At 63.4% G+C, this 15,927-nt stretch carries 15 protein-coding genes; 1 reads left to right on the top strand and 14 read right to left on the bottom strand.

Features of this window, described 5'->3' with window-relative positions:
- Nucleotides 1–90: 90 nt before the first annotated feature.
- Nucleotides 91–1,179 (top strand): PA0069 family radical SAM protein, encoded by a 1,089-nt coding sequence (locus IE095_RS10500; protein ID WP_189411620.1) that lies wholly within the window; start codon nucleotides 91–93, stop codon nucleotides 1,177–1,179.
- A 127-nt stretch (nucleotides 1,180–1,306) separates the two neighbouring features.
- Here the strand turns inward: IE095_RS10500 and recN are convergent, their stop codons facing one another.
- The 14 genes from recN to IE095_RS10430 form a co-directional block, all read right to left on the bottom strand.
- The gene (recN, locus tag IE095_RS10495; RefSeq protein WP_189411619.1) at nucleotides 1,307–2,950 is read right to left on the bottom strand and encodes a DNA repair protein RecN; all 1,644 of its coding nucleotides are present in this window, start codon (nucleotides 2,948–2,950) and stop codon (nucleotides 1,307–1,309) included.
- A gap of 39 nt (nucleotides 2,951–2,989) precedes the next feature.
- A complete protein-coding gene (locus tag IE095_RS10490) occupies nucleotides 2,990–3,832 on the bottom strand; it encodes an outer membrane protein assembly factor BamD (RefSeq protein WP_189411618.1) in 843 nt (280 codons plus the stop codon).
- A 165-nt stretch (nucleotides 3,833–3,997) separates the two neighbouring features.
- Nucleotides 3,998–4,918, bottom strand: coding sequence for a UDP-3-O-acyl-N-acetylglucosamine deacetylase (gene lpxC / locus IE095_RS10485; RefSeq protein ID WP_189411867.1), 921 nt, complete (start codon nucleotides 4,916–4,918; stop codon nucleotides 3,998–4,000).
- Between the two features lie 235 nt (nucleotides 4,919–5,153).
- Nucleotides 5,154–6,803 (bottom strand): cell division protein FtsZ, encoded by a 1,650-nt coding sequence (gene ftsZ / locus IE095_RS10480; RefSeq protein ID WP_189411617.1) that lies wholly within the window; start codon nucleotides 6,801–6,803, stop codon nucleotides 5,154–5,156.
- 210 nt (nucleotides 6,804–7,013) lie between these two features.
- Nucleotides 7,014–8,348: a cell division protein FtsA gene (gene ftsA, locus IE095_RS10475; protein WP_189411616.1), complete on the bottom strand. Its 1,335-nt coding sequence runs from the start codon at nucleotides 8,346–8,348 to the stop codon at nucleotides 7,014–7,016.
- Nucleotides 8,345–9,268: a cell division protein FtsQ/DivIB gene (locus IE095_RS10470; protein ID WP_189411615.1), complete on the bottom strand. Its 924-nt coding sequence runs from the start codon at nucleotides 9,266–9,268 to the stop codon at nucleotides 8,345–8,347. Before IE095_RS10470 ends, ftsA begins: the two co-directional genes overlap by 4 nt.
- Nucleotides 9,256–10,176: a D-alanine--D-alanine ligase gene (locus IE095_RS10465; protein ID WP_189411614.1), complete on the bottom strand. Its 921-nt coding sequence runs from the start codon at nucleotides 10,174–10,176 to the stop codon at nucleotides 9,256–9,258. Before IE095_RS10465 ends, IE095_RS10470 begins: the two co-directional genes overlap by 13 nt.
- Nucleotides 10,177–10,208: 32 nt before the next feature.
- A complete protein-coding gene (gene murB, locus IE095_RS10460) occupies nucleotides 10,209–11,144 on the bottom strand; it encodes a UDP-N-acetylmuramate dehydrogenase (RefSeq protein ID WP_189411613.1) in 936 nt (311 codons plus the stop codon).
- A gap of 19 nt (nucleotides 11,145–11,163) precedes the next feature.
- Complete coding sequence (locus IE095_RS10455; RefSeq protein ID WP_189411612.1) at nucleotides 11,164–11,436, bottom strand: hypothetical protein; 273 nt, start codon at nucleotides 11,434–11,436, stop codon at nucleotides 11,164–11,166.
- Between the two features lies 1 nt (nucleotide 11,437).
- Nucleotides 11,438–11,704 carry a DUF2484 family protein gene (locus IE095_RS10450; protein WP_189411611.1) on the bottom strand — a complete coding sequence of 89 codons (267 nt, stop codon included), beginning with the start codon at nucleotides 11,702–11,704 and terminating at the stop codon, nucleotides 11,438–11,440.
- Entirely contained in the window at nucleotides 11,701–11,979 is a 279-nt protein-coding gene (locus IE095_RS10445; protein ID WP_189411610.1) for a DUF2484 family protein, read from the bottom strand. The genes IE095_RS10450 and IE095_RS10445 overlap by 4 nt, the downstream gene beginning before the upstream one ends.
- Nucleotides 11,976–13,388 (bottom strand): UDP-N-acetylmuramate--L-alanine ligase, encoded by a 1,413-nt coding sequence (gene murC / locus IE095_RS10440; protein ID WP_189411609.1) that lies wholly within the window; start codon nucleotides 13,386–13,388, stop codon nucleotides 11,976–11,978. Before murC ends, IE095_RS10445 begins: the two co-directional genes overlap by 4 nt.
- Nucleotides 13,360–14,478, bottom strand: a complete 1,119-nt coding sequence (locus tag IE095_RS10435) for a UDP-N-acetylglucosamine--N-acetylmuramyl-(pentapeptide) pyrophosphoryl-undecaprenol N-acetylglucosamine transferase (RefSeq protein ID WP_189411608.1) — start codon at nucleotides 14,476–14,478, stop codon at nucleotides 13,360–13,362. Before IE095_RS10435 ends, murC begins: the two co-directional genes overlap by 29 nt.
- The gene (locus tag IE095_RS10430) at nucleotides 14,478–15,644 is read right to left on the bottom strand and encodes a peptidoglycan glycosyltransferase FtsW (RefSeq protein ID WP_189411607.1); all 1,167 of its coding nucleotides are present in this window, start codon (nucleotides 15,642–15,644) and stop codon (nucleotides 14,478–14,480) included. Before IE095_RS10430 ends, IE095_RS10435 begins: the two co-directional genes overlap by 1 nt.
- Between the last annotated feature and the right edge of the window lie 283 nt (nucleotides 15,645–15,927).

Below are 15,927 nucleotides of genomic sequence, written 5' to 3'. Positions count from 1 at the left end.
TTGCGACAGGAATGGGGATAAAGCCGACTTGAGCGTCACGCAAGGCGGAATTCTGTGGCGAATGTTCCTATATTGTTCTATAATTCAGGAATGCAGGACAAGGACGAAACACTTTTGCCGGGGCAGCGCCTGCGGGCGCGGGGCGTGGCGTCGAACGCACAGGGGCGGTTTGAAGGGCATGAACGGTTGGCCGTCGATGATGGCTGGGACATTCCGCATGAGGAACGATTGGTGGCCACCGAGGTGCGGGTGGAAAGCCCGCGTTCGGCGATCAACTATGTGAAATCGCCGGACCTCGGCTTTGACCGGTCGATCAACCCCTATCGGGGTTGCGAACATGGTTGCGTCTATTGCTATGCGCGGCCCAGCCATGCGTTTCTGGGGATGTCGGCGGGTTTGGATTTTGAAACGCGGCTGGTGGCACGGCCGGGAATCGATGGGGTGCTGCGCAAGGAATTGCGGGCGAAGGCCTATCAGGTCGCGCCGATTGCGCTGGGAACGAACACCGACCCCTATCAACCGGTTGAGGCGGAATATGGCGTGACGCGATCGATCTTGCAGGTGCTGCACGACTGCGATCATCCGGTGACAGTGACAACGCGGGGAACGCTGGTGGAGCGTGACCTTGATCTGTTGGCCCCGATGGCCGCCAAGGGACTGGCGGCCGTGGCGGTTTCGGTGACGACGCTGGATGCGGGGTTGGCGCGGGCGATGGAGCCGAGGGCCCCTGCCCCGGCGCGGCGTTTGGCGGTGATCCGGCGGCTGGCCGAGGCGGGGATTCCGGTGCGGGTGCAGGTGTCGCCCATGGTGCCGGGGCTGACGGATCATGAGTTGGAAGCGATTCTAGAGGCGGCAAAGGCAGCGGGGGCAGGATCGGCCACGTCGATCATGCTGCGCCTGCCGCTGGAGGTGTCGGGCCTGTTCCGCGATTGGGTGGAGGCGCGGTTTCCGGACCGGGCGGCGCGGGTGATGGCACGGGTACGGGATTTGCATGGGGGGCAGGATTATGATCCGGCCTTTGGCACGCGAATGACGGGCACGGGAATCTGGGCGGATCTGCACCGGCAGCGGATGGAAAAGGCGCGGGCCAGGTTGGGTCTGGGGCGGGGCGTGGTGGCCTTGCGCTGCGATCTGTTCCGGGTGCCGGGGGCGGATGCGCGGCAGCTGGATTTGTTTTGAGTGTTGGTGCCGTTGCCCCCTCCCCCATCCCCTCCCACAGGGGGAGGGATGAAACCCTGAACGATACTTACGACTTATGACTACCGCGGCCCCTTCCCCCTTGTGGGGAGGGATGGGGTGGGGGCAATTACCCCTCGATCAGGGCCTGTGCCGCCTGACGTGCCGCCTCCGTAATCCGGTCGCCGGCCAGCATGCGGGCGATTTCCTCGATGCGCTGGTCTGCGCCAAGGCCGACCACGGCAGAGCGGGTCATGTCACCTTCCACCCGCTTTTCCACGCGCCAGTGATGCGCGCCACGGGCGGCGACTTGGGGGGAATGGGTGACGACCAGAACCTGTGCGCCATCGGCGATGGCCTGCAAGCGGCGGCCGACGGCATCGGCGGTGGCGCCACCGACGCCCCGGTCGATTTCATCAAAGATCAGAGTCAGGCCCGCATTGCCGCGCGTGAGGCAGACCTTGAGGGCGAGCAGAAAGCGGGACAGTTCGCCACCGCTGGCGATTTTGTTCAAGGCCCCGGCGGGGGCACCGGGGTTGGTGGCGACGGTGAAGGTGATCTGATCCTGGCCTTCGGGGCCGGGTTCGGCGGAGGAAAGCACGGTCTGGAACAGGGCGCGTTCCATTTTCAGGGGCGCGAGTTCCTGAGCCATCGCGTGGTCCAGCCTTTCGGCGGCTTTGCTGCGGGTGGCGCGGGCCTGATCGGCCAAGGCCTGCCAAGCGGTGCGGGCGGCGGCTTCGGCCTGACGCAGGCGGTCGATACCCTTGGCCCCGTCATCGACGGCGGCCAATTTGGTCCGCAGGTCGTTGGCAAAGTTGCCCAGATCGTCGGGCGCGATGCCATGTTTGCGGGCCAAGGCGCGGATGGCGAAAAGGCGTTCTTCGGTCGCCTCTAACGCGCGGGGGTCGAAATCCAGCGCTTCAAGGCAGCGTTCGACACCATCGGCGGCCTCACCCAATTCGGTGATGGCGCGTTCTAGGGCGGCCAAGGGCGTGTCGAGACGGCCATCGGCCTGCGCGGCGGCCCCGTCCAGCCAGCGGCGGGCGTCGATCATCAGGCCTTCGGCCCCTTCGGCGGAAAGCGCCTGATGGGCGCGGGCGATGTCGGCGCGGATGCGTTCGGCCCCCTGCATGAGGCGGCGTTGGGCGTCGAGCTTGGCCTCTTCGCCCGGTTCGGGGCGGAGTTTGTCCAGTTCGGCGACGGCATGGCGGAGGAAATCCTCTTCCTTGCGGGCGGCGTCGAGGGCGGATTCGGCGGTTTCTACGGCTTGCCCGGCAGCGGCCCAAGCGGTCCAGGCGGCGCGGAGGGGGGCAAGGTCGAGGCCCGCGAATTCATCCAGCAAGGCGCGGTGGCCGCGGGGGTTCAGAAGGCCACGGTCATCGTGCTGGCCGTGGAGTTCGACAAGGGTTTCGCCCAGTTCGCGCAAGAGTTCCACCCCGGCGCGGCGGTCGTTGACATAGGCCTGACGCCGCCCATCAGGCCAAGCGACGCGGCGCAGGACGAGTTCATCATCGGCCTCAAGCCCGGCCTCATCGAGCACAGCGCGGGCGGCGTGGTCTGGGCCAAGTTCAAAGACGGCGGTCACCTCGCCCCGGTCAGCGCCTTGGCGCACCAGATCGGTCCGACCCCGCCAGCCCAAGACAAAGCCCAAGGAATCCAACAAGATCGACTTGCCCGCGCCGGTCTCGCCGGTCAGCACGTTCAACCCCGGCTGGAAGGCTATTTCCTGCCGGGCGATGATCAGCATGTCGCGGATGTCAAGCAGACGCAGCACGGAATGCCCCCGTCGGATGGATCAATGACCCATCCGCCCTTACAGCCATTCGCCTTTGATCATCTGGCGATAGACGGTGTTCAGCCAGTTGTCACCCTTGGCCTCGGGCGCAAGGCCTTGGCCCTTCAAGAGGCGGAAGGTGTCATCGTAGAAGGGGCTGGACTGATAGTTGTAGCCCAAGACGGCCCCAGCCGTCTGCGCCTCATCCGTCAGGCCGAGGGCGAGATAGCTTTCCACCAGACGGTGCAGCGCCTCGGCGGTGTGGGTCGTCGTCTGGAAATCTTCGACCACCACGCGGAAACGGTTGATCGCCGCCGTGTAATGCTTGCCTTTGAGGTAGTAACGGCCGATTTCCATTTCTTTGGCGGCCAGATGGTCGAAGGCCATGTCGAATTTCAGCATCGCCGATTTGGCGTAGTCGCTTTCGGGGTATTCCTCGATCACGTCGCGCAGGGCGATGAGCGCCTGGAAGGTCAGGCCTTGGTCGCGGCCCACCTCGTCAATCTGGTCATAGTAGGACAGGGCCAGCAGGAATTTCGCGTAAGGCGCGTCTTTGTCACCGGGGTAGAAATCAAGGAAACGCTGGGCCGCGGCACGGGCGTCTTCGTATTCCTTATTCTCGTGATAGGTGAAGGCCTGCATGATCAGGGCGCGTTTCGACCATTCGGTGTAGGGGTAAAGCCGCTCTACCTCGGTGAAATAGCGCAGGGCGCCTTCGGGGTCTTTGCTGACCTCAAGCTCATACTCGCCACGTTTGTAGATCTGTTCGGGCGTGTAATTTTCCAGCGGCAGTTCTTTGGGTGTGCCGCCACCGCAGGCCGCCAGAAACAGGGCCAAAGTCACCGCGCCCAAGATCCGCGCCGTTCGCTTTTTGCCCGCCATGTGAAGACCTGCCGCCCGCAAATTTATCGCTCTTTTCAAGGCGAACAGGGGTCCGCCGTCTGTGTTCGCCACTTCCTAGCACAGAAAAATCCGGGGCGCAAAACGCCTTTCGCGGAATTGACTGTTCAGATTTCTGTGCGGGGCCTGGCCCAAGGGGCCAAGCGTTCAGCGGAAGACCGGAATATCCGAGCGCAAGACGCCCACGCCCGGCAATTTCATGCCGGTCTGATTGCCGCATTCGACCAGAACCCAAGCCTCGGGCCGCGCAAAGAGGGCGCGCAGCAGGCGGTTGGTCATGGCGTGACCGGCGCGAATGCCGGTGTAACGGCCCAGAATGGGGGCACCGGCCAAGGCCAGATCGCCCAAGGCATCGAGCATCTTGTGGCGGACGGGTTCATCGGCCAGACGCAGACCGCCGGGGGAAAGAACGCGGTCACCTTCGACGACCACCGCATTTTCCAGCGTGCCGCCCAACGCGAGGCCACGTTCGCGCATGGCATCGACATCGGACTGGCGGCAGAAGGTGCGGCTGTCGGACAGTTCGCGGACAAAGGTGCCATTCGACATGTTCAGATGCAGCGCCTGATCGCCGATGGCGGCATCGGGGAAATTGATCTGGAAGTCGATTTCCAGCATGTCCGAAGGCTCAAGCCGGGCCACAGCCTCACCTTCCGTCACCTCAATCGGCATCAACACGCGAATGGCGCGGACGGGTTCGGATTGGGCGACGATGCCCGCGTCGATGAAGGCGCGGACGAAGGGCACGGCGGAACCATCAAGGATCGGAACCTCGGGCCCGTCGATGTCGATCACGGCGTTGTGGATGGCGCAACCGGCCAGCGCCGCCATGACATGTTCGATGGTCGAGACGGTGGCACCCTGTTCATTGGCGATCAGGGTGCAAAGGCGCGAGGGTTGCACCGTATCCCAACGGGCGGCGATCATCGCCTCACGCGCGGGAAGGTCGGTGCGGCGGAACCAGATGCCGGAATTCACCGCCGCCGGTTTGACAACCATACGGACCGCTGCGCCGGAGTGCAGGCCTACGCCCACAAATTTCACGTCGGATTTCAGAGTGCCTTGCACGGGCTTTGCCTGCCTTGTCATCCATGGATCCCGCAAACGCCCAGATTCTGCGCCTGCAATCGGTTGGATTTTAACTAGGGCGCGGGGGTTGTTTTCACAACTCACGCTTTGTGACCGCTTGTAACAGCGCTGAAACAGGCCTGCGGCTTTTTGCCAATGCAAGGTTAACACCATGATATCAGGGCACAAAAAAGCCCGGCGGACCGGGCTTTTCTTTGTGAATTGTGATGAAGGATCAGTTGGCCTGACGACGCAGGAAGGCCGGAATTTCGATCCGTTCCTGATCGCTGGTCATGTCGGGTTCATCATCAAAGGCTGTGACTTGCGGCTGGATACGCTGTGCGGGGGCCATACGCTCGCCCCCCTCAGCCGCGCTGCCGGTCATACGGTTCAAAAGCGAGCCGATGCCGAAACGGGCACGATCCACACCGGGCTTGGCGGCTTGCGGCATGGGCGCGGCTTGGGCCGGACGGGCGACCTGCGCTTGCGGCGCGGGGGCTGCGGCGGCGCGTTGTGCCCCCGGTGCCTTGTTCACAGCGGCCTGCAAGCGGGCCAGCGTTTCGGGCGAGGGTTGGCCGGCGGTGGTGCGCGGACGCGGTGCCATGAAGGCGGCCGGATCATCATCCAGCGCCGGGGCAGCCGCACGCGGCTGCATCACGGGCTGCGGGGCGACGGCGGCATTGCCTTGGGCGCGGTAAGCCGGCGGCGGCATGTCTTCGTCCATCATGTCGTCATCGGCATCATGCTGGCTGACAAAGGCCGGAACCTCATCCAGATCGTCAAACAGGTTGGTAGCCGGTTCTTCGGCCTGCAATTGCAGCGGGGCTGCGGCGACCGGGGCGGCCACGGGGGCTGCGATCGGGGCCGAAACGGGGGCCGCACGACGACCGACCGGGGTTTCTGCGCGGTTGGCGGCCGAGACGTCGATGCCGGTGGCCACGACCGAAACGCGGATCGCGCCTTCCATGCTGGTGTCGAGGGTGGAGCCGACGATGATGTTGGCGTCGGGATCGACCTTTTCGCGGATGATATTGGCCGCTTCGTCCAGTTCGAACAGGGTCAGGTCATAGCCACCGGTGATGTTGATCAGCACGCCCTTGGCGCCGTTGAGGCTGATTTCGTCCAGCAGCGGGTTGGCGATGGCCTTTTCGGCGGCCTGGATGGCGCGGTTGTCGCCTGCGGCTTCGCCCGTGCCCATCATGGCCTTGCCCATTTCGTCCATCACGGCGCGAACATCGGCAAAGTCGAGGTTGATCAGGCCGGGGCGGACCATGAGGTCGGTCACACCTTTGACGCCTTGATACAGAACGTCATCGGCCATGGCGAAGGCTTCGGTAAAGGTGGTGCGTTCGTTGGCCAGACGGAAGAGGTTCTGGTTCGGGATGATGATCAGCGTATCAACGACCTTTTGCAGGGCTTCGATGCCCTCTTCGGCCTGTTTCATCCGCTTGTTGCCTTCGAACTGGAAGGGCTTGGTCACGACGCCGACGGTCAGAACACCCAGTTCACGCGCGGCTTGCGCAATGATCGGGGCCGCACCGGTGCCGGTGCCGCCGCCCATGCCAGCGGTGATAAAGCACATATGCGCGCCGGCCAGATGGTCGATGATTTCTTCGATGGTTTCTTCGGCGGCGGCGGCCCCCACGGTGGGCTTGGCCCCAGCACCCAGACCTTCGGTCACTTTCAAACCCATCTGGATGCGGGCCCCGGCGCGGCTGGATTGCAGGGCCTGCGCGTCGGTGTTCGCGACGACGAATTCGACCCCCTCCAGCTCTTTCTCGATCATGTTGTTGACGGCGTTGCCCCCTGCCCCGCCGACACCAAAGACGGTGATGCGCGGCTTCAGGTCTTCCTGCGTCGAATTCATCATCAGATTGAGTGTCATGACTGTTCCGCCTGCCTTTTGTTCTTTTGCCGCAATTGGTGCGTTTTGCCCCCTGTCCCGAAGGCGATTGATCTGATTTGCACCGAGTTATCCGCAAGTTTACCCACAGTTTCGCCTGTGGTCACGTAAAATATTCAATCTTTCCACCAGATATGGCCCCGATTGTGACCATTTCAGCGGGATTTCGCCCCAATCTACCAGATGCGGGGCTTACCAGTTGTCCTTGAACCAGCGGAAGGCGCGTTTGAGCGACCGGGCCGGATAGCGTTCGGCGGGGGTCTCAAAGTCCCACCATTCGTCTTGGGGATGGGCTGCAAAGAGGCAAAGCCCCACCGCCGCCGAAAAGGCGGGGCCGGTGACGGCCTGGGGCAGACCCTGCACGCGCAGGGGACGGCCCAAGCGCACGCGCTGGCCGAGGATGCGGGTGGCGAGGCCGTCCAAGCCGGGGATCTGGCTGCCGCCGCCGGTCAGAACGATCTGCTGGCTGGGCAGATGGTCAAAGCCTGCGGCATCCAGCCGGGCGCGGACCTCTTCCAGAATTTCCTCGACCCGGGGGCGCATGATGCCGATCAGGTCGGTGCGGCTGACCATGCGGCGGTCCTTGTCCCAGTCGCCACTTTCGGATTCGATCTCGATCATCTCACGGTCGTCCATGCCGGTGGCCTGAACGCCGCCGTGTTTGACCTTGATCTTTTCGGCAAGGGCCAAGGGGATGTGGAGGCCTTTGGAAATATCCGATGTGATGTGATCGCCGCCCATGCGAACCGAGTCGGCATAGATCATGTGGCGTTTGATGAAGATGGAAATGCCCGAGGAGCCGCCACCGAGATCGACGCAGGCGGCACCCAGTTCCTGTTCATCCTCGACCAGCGAAGAAATGCCCGAGACATAGGCCGAGGAGGCGATGCCGGCGAGTTCAAGGTCACAGCGGTTGACGCAATGGACAAGGTTTTGGACGGCGGAATTGTCGACGGTCAAGAGGTGCATGTCGCAGGCCAGACGGTTGCCGATCTGGCCACGGGGGTCACCCAGACCGGTGCGGTGGTCGATGGCAAAATTGACGGGCTGGGCGTGCAGCACATCGCGGCCATCGCCGATGTCGGGCATGTCGCAGGCGGCGAGAACGCGGGCGACATCTTGTTCGGTCACAACGCGGTCGGCGAGTTCCATGTCACCGGCCAAGCCATAGCTGCGCGGTTCCGCCCCCGAGAAAGAGGCGATGACATGATCAACGCGGACCTTGGCCATTTTCTGCGCGGCCTGAACGGCGGTGCGGATGGCGCGTTCGGTTTCGCCCATGACAGCGATTTCGCCAAAGGCCACCCCGCGCGAGCGGGTGGTCGCGGCCCCGATGATGCGGAAAGCGGATTGACCGGCCATGGATCCGACGCCATCGGCCTCACGCAGGGCGTCGGGGCCGTCAAAGCGCAGGACAAGGCAGGTGATCTTGGAGGAGCCGACGTCGAGAATGGCGACGACACCGCGTTGGATGGCGGCGCGGCGCAGGTGACGCATGGCGCGTTGGGTTTGGTAGAGATCGGTCATAATTCATTCTCCACGGTCACAAGGCCCTGTTCGCCCCGCAATTGGGCCAGGGCACGGGGGGTCAGGCGGATGGTCGGGCGGACGGCCAGACGCAGATCCACGGCTAAAATGTCACGGGCGAGCAGGCGTTCGCGCTGATCCATGGCGATCAATTGGTTCAGGGCGGCGAGCGGGTCATGTTCGGGCAAAAGGATGCGCTGGTCGCGGTCAAGGACGACATCCCAGCGGCGTTCGCCCATGCGCACCAGACCGCGCAGGCGGGTGCCCAGATGCGGTTCGGCGGCGGCCAGCAGATCCATCGCTTCGGCCACCACCTCATCAGCGCCCTGCCCTGCGATCAGCGGCAGGTCTGGGCGGTCTTTGCGCGACAGGATCATGGCGACACGGCGGCCGGTTTTGTCCAGCAGATCAAGGCCCGTTTCCCCTTCGGCGGGGTCGCGGCGCCAGATGATGGCGGGTTCGCGTTCGGTGACGGTGACTTGCAGAACCCCGCCGCCGCGAATGCGCAGATCGGCATGGGCGACGGCGTCAAGTTGTTCGATCAGGGCTTGGGTGGCGGGCAGGTCGATTTCGAAACTGGATTTCGGCAGGTCAAGGGCGGCGATGTCGCGGACGGCATCGGCAAGGGCGGCATTCGCGCCTTCGACTTCCATCAGCGTGACCATGAATTCGGGGCGCTGTTCGACCTTGTTCACCAGATTGTCCCAGCCCTGAACCAAGCCTTGACGGCGGGTTTCATCATTCAGGTAAAGGCCAACCGAAAGGGTGACGACAAAAGCGGGCAGGCCCACGCGCATCAGGGCGCGAAACAAGGGGGTCAGCCACAGCCGTTCCATCCGGTAGGCCCAACGCGAAGGGGCCGGGTCACGGCGCAGGCCCGGCTCGGGGGCGGCTTTGCGGAAAGGGTTCAGCGACCGCATGACGCGTCCTTTACCAACCAATCACAAAGCTGGGGAAAGGGCACGCCCATATGCGCCGCCTGTTCGGGGGCAAGGCTGGTAGGCGTCATGCCGGGCTGGGTGTTGGTTTCCAGCAGGATCAGGCCGGCAAGGCCGCGGGTTTCGTCCCAGCGAAAATCGGTGCGGGAAATGCCCCGGCAGCCAAGAATCTGATGGGCCTTCAGGGCATAATCCATGCAGGCCTGGGTGATTTCGGCGGGCAATTCAGCGGGGATCACATGACGCGACCCGCCGGGGGCGTATTTCGCGTCATAATCATACCAACCATCTGTGAGGATATCGGTCACGCAAAGGGCGCGGTCGCCCATGACGGTGACGGTGAGTTCACGGCCCGGCACATAGGTTTCGACCATGACCTGCGCGGGCATGGAGGTGGCCAGGCGGGGCGCATTGCTGCCTTCGCGGACGATGTAGATGCCGACGGACGACCCTTCGTTCACCGGCTTGACGACATAGGGCGCGGGCATGACATGGGCGGCCTCAACCTCTTCGCGGGTGGCGATGAGGCTTTCGACGACGGGAAGGCCCGCCGCGCGGTAGGCGGTTTTGGTTTTCTCTTTGTCCAGCGCCAAGGCCGAGGCCAGAACGCCGGAATGCGTGTAGGGAATGCCCATCCATTCCAGCAGTCCCTGCACAACGCCATCTTCGCCCCAGCGGCCATGCAGAGCGTTGAAGCAGACATCGGGTTGGATTTCGGCCAGACGTGCGGGCAGATCGCGGCCACAATCGACCTCGATCACCTGATCATACCCCGCCTCACGCAGCGCCCGGGCGCATTCACGCCCTGTTGACAAAGAAACCTCCCGCTCCGCGGAAAGCCCCCCCATCAGAACCGCAACACGAGGCATCCTGCTCGATGCGCCCGCCATCTTCGCCTCATTCCCCGGACTCTTTGGTCCGGTTACTTATTTTCTGCCGCCGGTTCACCGACGCGCATGATTTCCCATTCTAACGTGATCCCGCTGGAATGGAACACCTTTTTTCGCACTTCTTCGCCCAGACCTTCCAGATCGGCCGCCGTGGCCCCGCCGGCGTTGATCAGAAAGTTGGAATGCATTTCCGACATCTGCGCGCCGCCCCGCCGCGCGCCGCGCATTCCGGCGTCGTCGATAACCTTCCAGGCCTTGAGATCATGGGTGTCGTCGGCTTTGCCGGTCGAAGAATAGCCCACCGGATTGCGGAAGGTGGAGCCAGCAGAGCGTTCCTTGGTGGGCTGGCTGGCGTCGCGTTTGGCCAGTTGATCGGCCATTTTCGCCTCAAGTGCGGCAGGATCGCCTTTGGCGGCGCGGAAGGTTGCGCTGGTGATGACGGAACCTTCGGGCAGGTCGGATTGGCGGTAGCGCAGGTTTAGGGCCGATGCGGGCAGGGTTTCGATCAGGCCTTGGCGGGTGACGATCTGGATGCTTTCCAGATGGTCGGCGGTGTAGCTGCCATAGCAACCGGCGTTCATGCGGACAGCGCCGCCGATGCTGCCGGGAATGGTGCGCAGGAAGGTGAGGTCAAGCCCAGCCTCGGCGGCCTTGCGGGCGACATGGGCATCCAGCGCGGCGGCCCCGGCGGTGAGGGTGGTGTCATGGGGTTCGATGGCATTGAAGCCACGGCCCAGACGGATGACGACAGCGCGCAGGCCACCATCGCGGATGATGAGGTTTGAACCAACGCCCATTGGAAAGACGGCGATGGCGGGGTCCAAGGCGGCCAGGAAATCCGCAAGATCCTGCAAATCGGCGGGTTGGAACAGCCAGTCCGCCGGGCCACCGACACGCAGCCAGGTGAGATCAGCCAAGGGGCGATGCGGCGTGAGGGTGCCGCGAACAGAGGGAAGTTCTTGGGTCATAAGGCTGACTAGCGCGGGGCTAGGGCCTGCGCAAGCGGCGGACAGCCCAAGCGGATGCGAGACCGAAAAGCAAGCCGCCGGCCAAGAAGAAACAGACAAAGGCCGCTGCCATGAAGCTGAGGCCGATTTGGTTGGCCAGATCATAGCCAAGAAGAAACGCCCCTGCCCCAAAGAGGATCAAGCCTATGGCGGCATAAAAGGCCCAACGCCCTTTGTTCCAGCCGGTGGCCCAAGCGCCCAAAGCCATGGCCGCAATAGAGACCATAAGCGTCCCAAAATAGATCAGCGGCATTTCATCCATGATGGGACGGCCCCCAGCCGAGCAACCGCCGCATCCGGCGCCATAGAAAGATGACAGGCCAACGCAGGATGCTGGCCCCGGCTGCCAGCACAAGAAGGCCAAGGATGGGGCCCTGTTCCCACGTAAGCCAGCCCAAGAGCGGGATGCCGACGCCGATCAGAATATAGGCCGCGCGCCAATGATGATCGCGGGTGGGCAGCATGGCGATGACATTGGCCGAAATGAACCAGAGGCAGGTCAGGATCAGTGGCGCGGTCATGGCTGCGGCTCTTGCGGGGGCTGTTCATGGCGTTGGGCGGGCAGTCCCTGCCATTTGCGCCAGAAATAGATGAGAGGATTGCGGAACATGCTGGCAAAGGCGGCAAGCGCGGCAAGACCGACAATGGGGCCGTGTTCCAAGGCCAGCCAAGCGATGAGCAAGGGCGCGAGGAAAAGCAATATGATCCCTGGCGGGAATTGACGTTTGTAGGGCAGAAGGGCGGTCACCGCTGCGGCCAGAACCCAGACGATCGCGGCGATGACGGGCCAGCTCATGCAGCTTGGCCCATGAGTTTGGCGGGCAGGTTGTTGGCCCAGGCCGAGATGGTACCCGCGCCCAAACAGACGACCATATCGCCGGGGCGGGCTTGTTCGCGGACAAGGCGGGCAAGATCGCCTTCGTCCAAAAGGGCGCGGGCGTGGCGGTGGCCGTGGGCAATGAGCCCCGCCACCAGATCATCGCGGCTGGCACCGGGAATGGGGTCTTCGCCTGCGGCGTAAACCTCGGCGATGGCGACGACATCAGCCTCATTAAAGCAGGTGCAGAAGTCGTCGAACAGTTTGGACAGGCGGGAATAGCGGTGGGGTTGGTGAACGGCGATGACGCGGCCCTTGGTCGCTTGGCGCGCGGCCCGCAGGACGGCGGCGATTTCCACCGGATGGTGGCCGTAGTCGTCGATGATGGTGACGCCATTCACTTCGGCCACTTTGGTAAAGCGGCGGTTGACGCCGGCGAACCCGGCCAAAGCCTCACGGATTTCATCCTTTTTCATGCCCAGGTGGCGGGCGACGGCGATGGCAGACAAGGCGTTCGATACATTGTGATCGCCGGGCATGGGCAGGGTGCAGTCTTTGATGACGCTGTCATCGCCTTCGCCCTGAAGGGCGACATCGAAATGGGCGACGCCATTTTCATAGGTCAGGTTGACGGCCCGCACATCGGCCTGCGCGTTGAAGCCAAAGGTCACAACGCGGCGGTCGGCAACACGGCCCACCAGCGCCTGCACCTCGGGGTGGTCGGTGCAGCAGACGGCGAGGCCGTAGAAGGGGATGTTAGACACGAAATCGAGGAAACCTTTGCGCAGGTTTTCGATGGTGCCCCAATGTTCCATATGCTCGGGGTCGATGTTCGTGACGATGGCGATGGTCGCGGGAAGGCGGTTGAAGGAACCGTCGGATTCGTCGGCCTCGACCACCATCCACTCCCCTGCCCCGGCGCGGGCGTTGGAGCCATAGGCGTGGATGATCCCCCCGTTGATCACGGTCGGGTCGAGGCCGCCCTTATCCAGCAGGGTGGCAACCATCGTGGTGGTGGTGGTTTTGCCGTGGGTGCCTGCGATGGCGATGTTGGACCGCATCCGCATCAGTTCGGCCAGCATTTCGGCGCGGCGGACGACCGGCAGTTTCTTGCGGCGGGCCTCTTCCAGTTCAGGATTGCCCTTTTTGATGGCGCTGGAGATCACGACGACGGCGGCATCCCCGATATTCTCGGCGCGCTGGCCTTCAAAGAAGGTGGCGCCCAGTTGCACCAGACGGTCGGTGATCTTGGAGGCTTTCGCATCCGACCCCTGCACGCGGTAGCCGTGGGTCATCAGAACCTCGGCTATACCGGACATGCCGATGCCGCCGATGCCGACAAAATGGATCGGGCCCAGTTCAAGCGGAAGTTTGGTCGCGGCGTTCATCGCTTTTCCCTGCCAATTGCAGGACCAGCCCCACCAGCCGGTCCGTCGCATCCTTGCGCCCCAGGGCCAAAGCGGCCAAGGACATTGCATTTGCCCGTTTCGGATCGGACAGAACGCCCGCGATTGCCCCCGAAAGGGTTTGGGAGTCAAGCCCGCCCTCGGCCAGCATCACGGCCGCACCGCCTTCGACCAGCCCTTTGGCATTCGCTGTTTGATGGTCGCCCGTGGCTGCCGCATAGGGGATCAGAATCGAGGGGCGACCAATGACGGTCAATTCGGCAAGGGTCGAGGCCCCGGCGCGGGCGATCACCAACTGCGCCTCGGAAAAGCGTTTGGGGATGTCGGTGAAGAAGGTTTCCACCTCGGCCCGGACGCCAGCTGCGTCATAGGTTTCGCGCACGCGGGCCACGTCTTCCTCACGCGCCTGATGGGCCACGCGGACATAGCGCTTCATGGCATCCGGCAAGGCGGCAATGGCACCGGGCACGACATCGGACAGGACGCGCGCGCCTTGCGAGCCGCCGATCACCATGATTTCCATCGGGTAATCGCCCGGTGCGATATAGGGGGCAGCGGCGCGTTCCAGAACGGCGGCGCGCACCGGATTGCCGACATGTTCGCCTGTTACCCCCTGCGGCAAGGCGGTGGGCCAAGTGCCGCAAGCGACCTTGTTCACACGGGCCGCAAAACGGGTGTTGACCTTGCCCAGCACGCCGTTCTGTTCATGGATCATCCGCGGCAGGCGCAGCAGCGTGGCCGCGCCGAGTGCCGGAATGGTCGGATAGCCGCCAAAGCCCACCACAACGGCGGGCCTGTCGCGCCAGAAGGACAGGGCTGCCCCCATCACCCCGCCCATGATGCGGAAGGGGACGAGCAGTTTCGAAAGCAACCCGCCCTGGGCAAAGCTGGCCGACGACACCTGTTCGATGGTCACCGCCGTGGGAAAGCCCCCGGCATAGCGCGCCCCCCGCGCATCGGTGGACAGTTTTACGCGCCAGCCTTGGGCGACCATTGCCTCGGCCAAGGCCTGCGCCGGGAACATATGCCCGCCGGTGCCGCCCGCCGCGATCAGAAGCAAAGGTTCGGCCATCAGCGCCCACGTCCTTTCAGGTAATCCGCCATTTCGCCCTGCGGCCTTTGCCGCGTCAGGGCGAGCAGCATTCCCACAGTGATGCCAGCCGCAATAACCGAAGAGCCACCATAGCTGACAAAGGGCAAGGTCATACCCTTGGCAGGCAGCAGACGCACCGCAACGCCCATGTTGATCATCGCCTGCACAGCAAAGATACAGGCAAGGCCCGATCCCGCCAAGCGCACAAACGGATCGCGTTCGCGCAGCAACAGAAACAGCGACCGCACGACGATCAACCCGTAAAGCGACAGGATGACCAGCACCATCAGCAGGCCATATTCTTCGGCTGCGACGGCGATGATGAAATCGGTATGGGCATCGGGCAGCGCCCATTTCACTTGGCCTTCGCCCACACCCACACCGAAGAACCCCCCTTCTTGGATGGCATTGGTGGCATAGCCAATCTGCGTGCGTGGATCGACATCGGGCGACAGGAAGCCGTCGATCCGGCGGGCAAAGTGTTCGGAATTGGAGTAGGCAAAGATGCCACCCAGACCAACCAGCCCCACCACCACGATGATCAGCAGGAAGGGTGCCCCGGCGACGAAATAGACAACGCCCCAACCGAACAGGACCAGCATCGACTGGCCGAAATCGGGCTGCATGGCCAGAAAGCCGACGATGACCAGGGTGATCAGAAAGCTGATCATCTTGCCCGGCGGCCCGTTGATGTCAAAGCTGGCGGCCATGAGCCAAGCGGTCAAGACGATGAAACCGGGCTTCAGGAATTCGGACGGCTGAACCGAGGCGAAACCAAAGGAAAACCAGCGCACGGCGCCCTTGCCAAAGTCAGTGCCCGCAATGGGCAGCATGGCGAGTGCGACAAAGGCCGCGGCGAAGCCAAGAATGCCCAAGCGGCGGATGGCTTGCGGGGGCAGCATGGAACAGATCAGCATCGTGACCAGCGCCAGACCGCCGAAAAAGGCCTGACGTTCGACGTAGTAAAAGGGATCAAGGCCGTTGCGGCTGGCCAAGGGGACCGAGGCGGCAAGGCCCAGCAAAAGGCCGATTCCCGAAAGGGCGATGACGGCGGAAAGTGTCCATTTGTCGACCGTGCGCCACCAACGTGACAACAGTGGCTCGCCCACCCTTGCGGGCATGGAGCCATAGACCATCTCAGTCATGGGAAACCGCCTGTCTTGTGCCTGCTCTGCCTTGCGCCGGGTTTTCCCGGTCGTGCGTGGCAGAGTAACGCGGTTTGGGCGGTCAGGAAAGCGAAATTCTGGGGATAAGCGCTATCGGCTTTCGCCAAAGCGATCTTTCATCGCTTGGACCAAATTGCGCGATGCGTGAAAGACGGCGACGAGTGTGACATCCGTTGGGCTAACCTGATAGACCAGAACATAAGGTAGCAACCGTGTTCAGATTGCGGTGGGGGTCCATTTTGATCCTCGTTTGAGGACTGTG

It is taken from the genome of Neogemmobacter tilapiae (assembly GCF_014652215.1).
In the GTDB taxonomy this organism is placed as follows: domain Bacteria; phylum Pseudomonadota; class Alphaproteobacteria; order Rhodobacterales; family Rhodobacteraceae; genus Neogemmobacter; species Neogemmobacter tilapiae.
The sequence above is the reverse complement of the archived record's forward strand: the minus strand, read 5'-3'. Positions and strand labels throughout refer to the sequence as shown.

Coding starts and splice junctions, on each gene's coding strand:
- IE095_RS10435 (WP_189411608.1), bottom strand. CDS start 14,478: ATGGCCGAACCTTTGCTTCTGATCGCGGCGGGCGGCACCGGCGGGCAT.
- IE095_RS10445 (WP_189411610.1), bottom strand. CDS start 11,979: ATGAGCTGGCCCGTCATCGCCGCGATCGTCTGGGTTCTGGCCGCAGCG.
- IE095_RS10490 (WP_189411618.1), bottom strand. CDS start 3,832: ATGGCGGGCAAAAAGCGAACGGCGCGGATCTTGGGCGCGGTGACTTTG.
- IE095_RS10455 (WP_189411612.1), bottom strand. CDS start 11,436: ATGCCGCTGATCTATTTTGGGACGCTTATGGTCTCTATTGCGGCCATG.
- IE095_RS10500 (WP_189411620.1), top strand. CDS start 91: ATGCAGGACAAGGACGAAACACTTTTGCCGGGGCAGCGCCTGCGGGCG.
- ftsA (WP_189411616.1), bottom strand. CDS start 8,348: ATGACCGATCTCTACCAAACCCAACGCGCCATGCGTCACCTGCGCCGC.
- IE095_RS10450 (WP_189411611.1), bottom strand. CDS start 11,704: ATGACCGCGCCACTGATCCTGACCTGCCTCTGGTTCATTTCGGCCAAT.
- IE095_RS10430 (WP_189411607.1), bottom strand. CDS start 15,644: ATGACTGAGATGGTCTATGGCTCCATGCCCGCAAGGGTGGGCGAGCCA.
- murC (WP_189411609.1), bottom strand. CDS start 13,388: ATGAACGCCGCGACCAAACTTCCGCTTGAACTGGGCCCGATCCATTTT.
- IE095_RS10470 (WP_189411615.1), bottom strand. CDS start 9,268: ATGCGGTCGCTGAACCCTTTCCGCAAAGCCGCCCCCGAGCCGGGCCTG.
- murB (WP_189411613.1), bottom strand. CDS start 11,144: ATGACCCAAGAACTTCCCTCTGTTCGCGGCACCCTCACGCCGCATCGC.
- ftsZ (WP_189411617.1), bottom strand. CDS start 6,803: ATGACACTCAATCTGATGATGAATTCGACGCAGGAAGACCTGAAGCCG.
- IE095_RS10465 (WP_189411614.1), bottom strand. CDS start 10,176: ATGGCGGGCGCATCGAGCAGGATGCCTCGTGTTGCGGTTCTGATGGGG.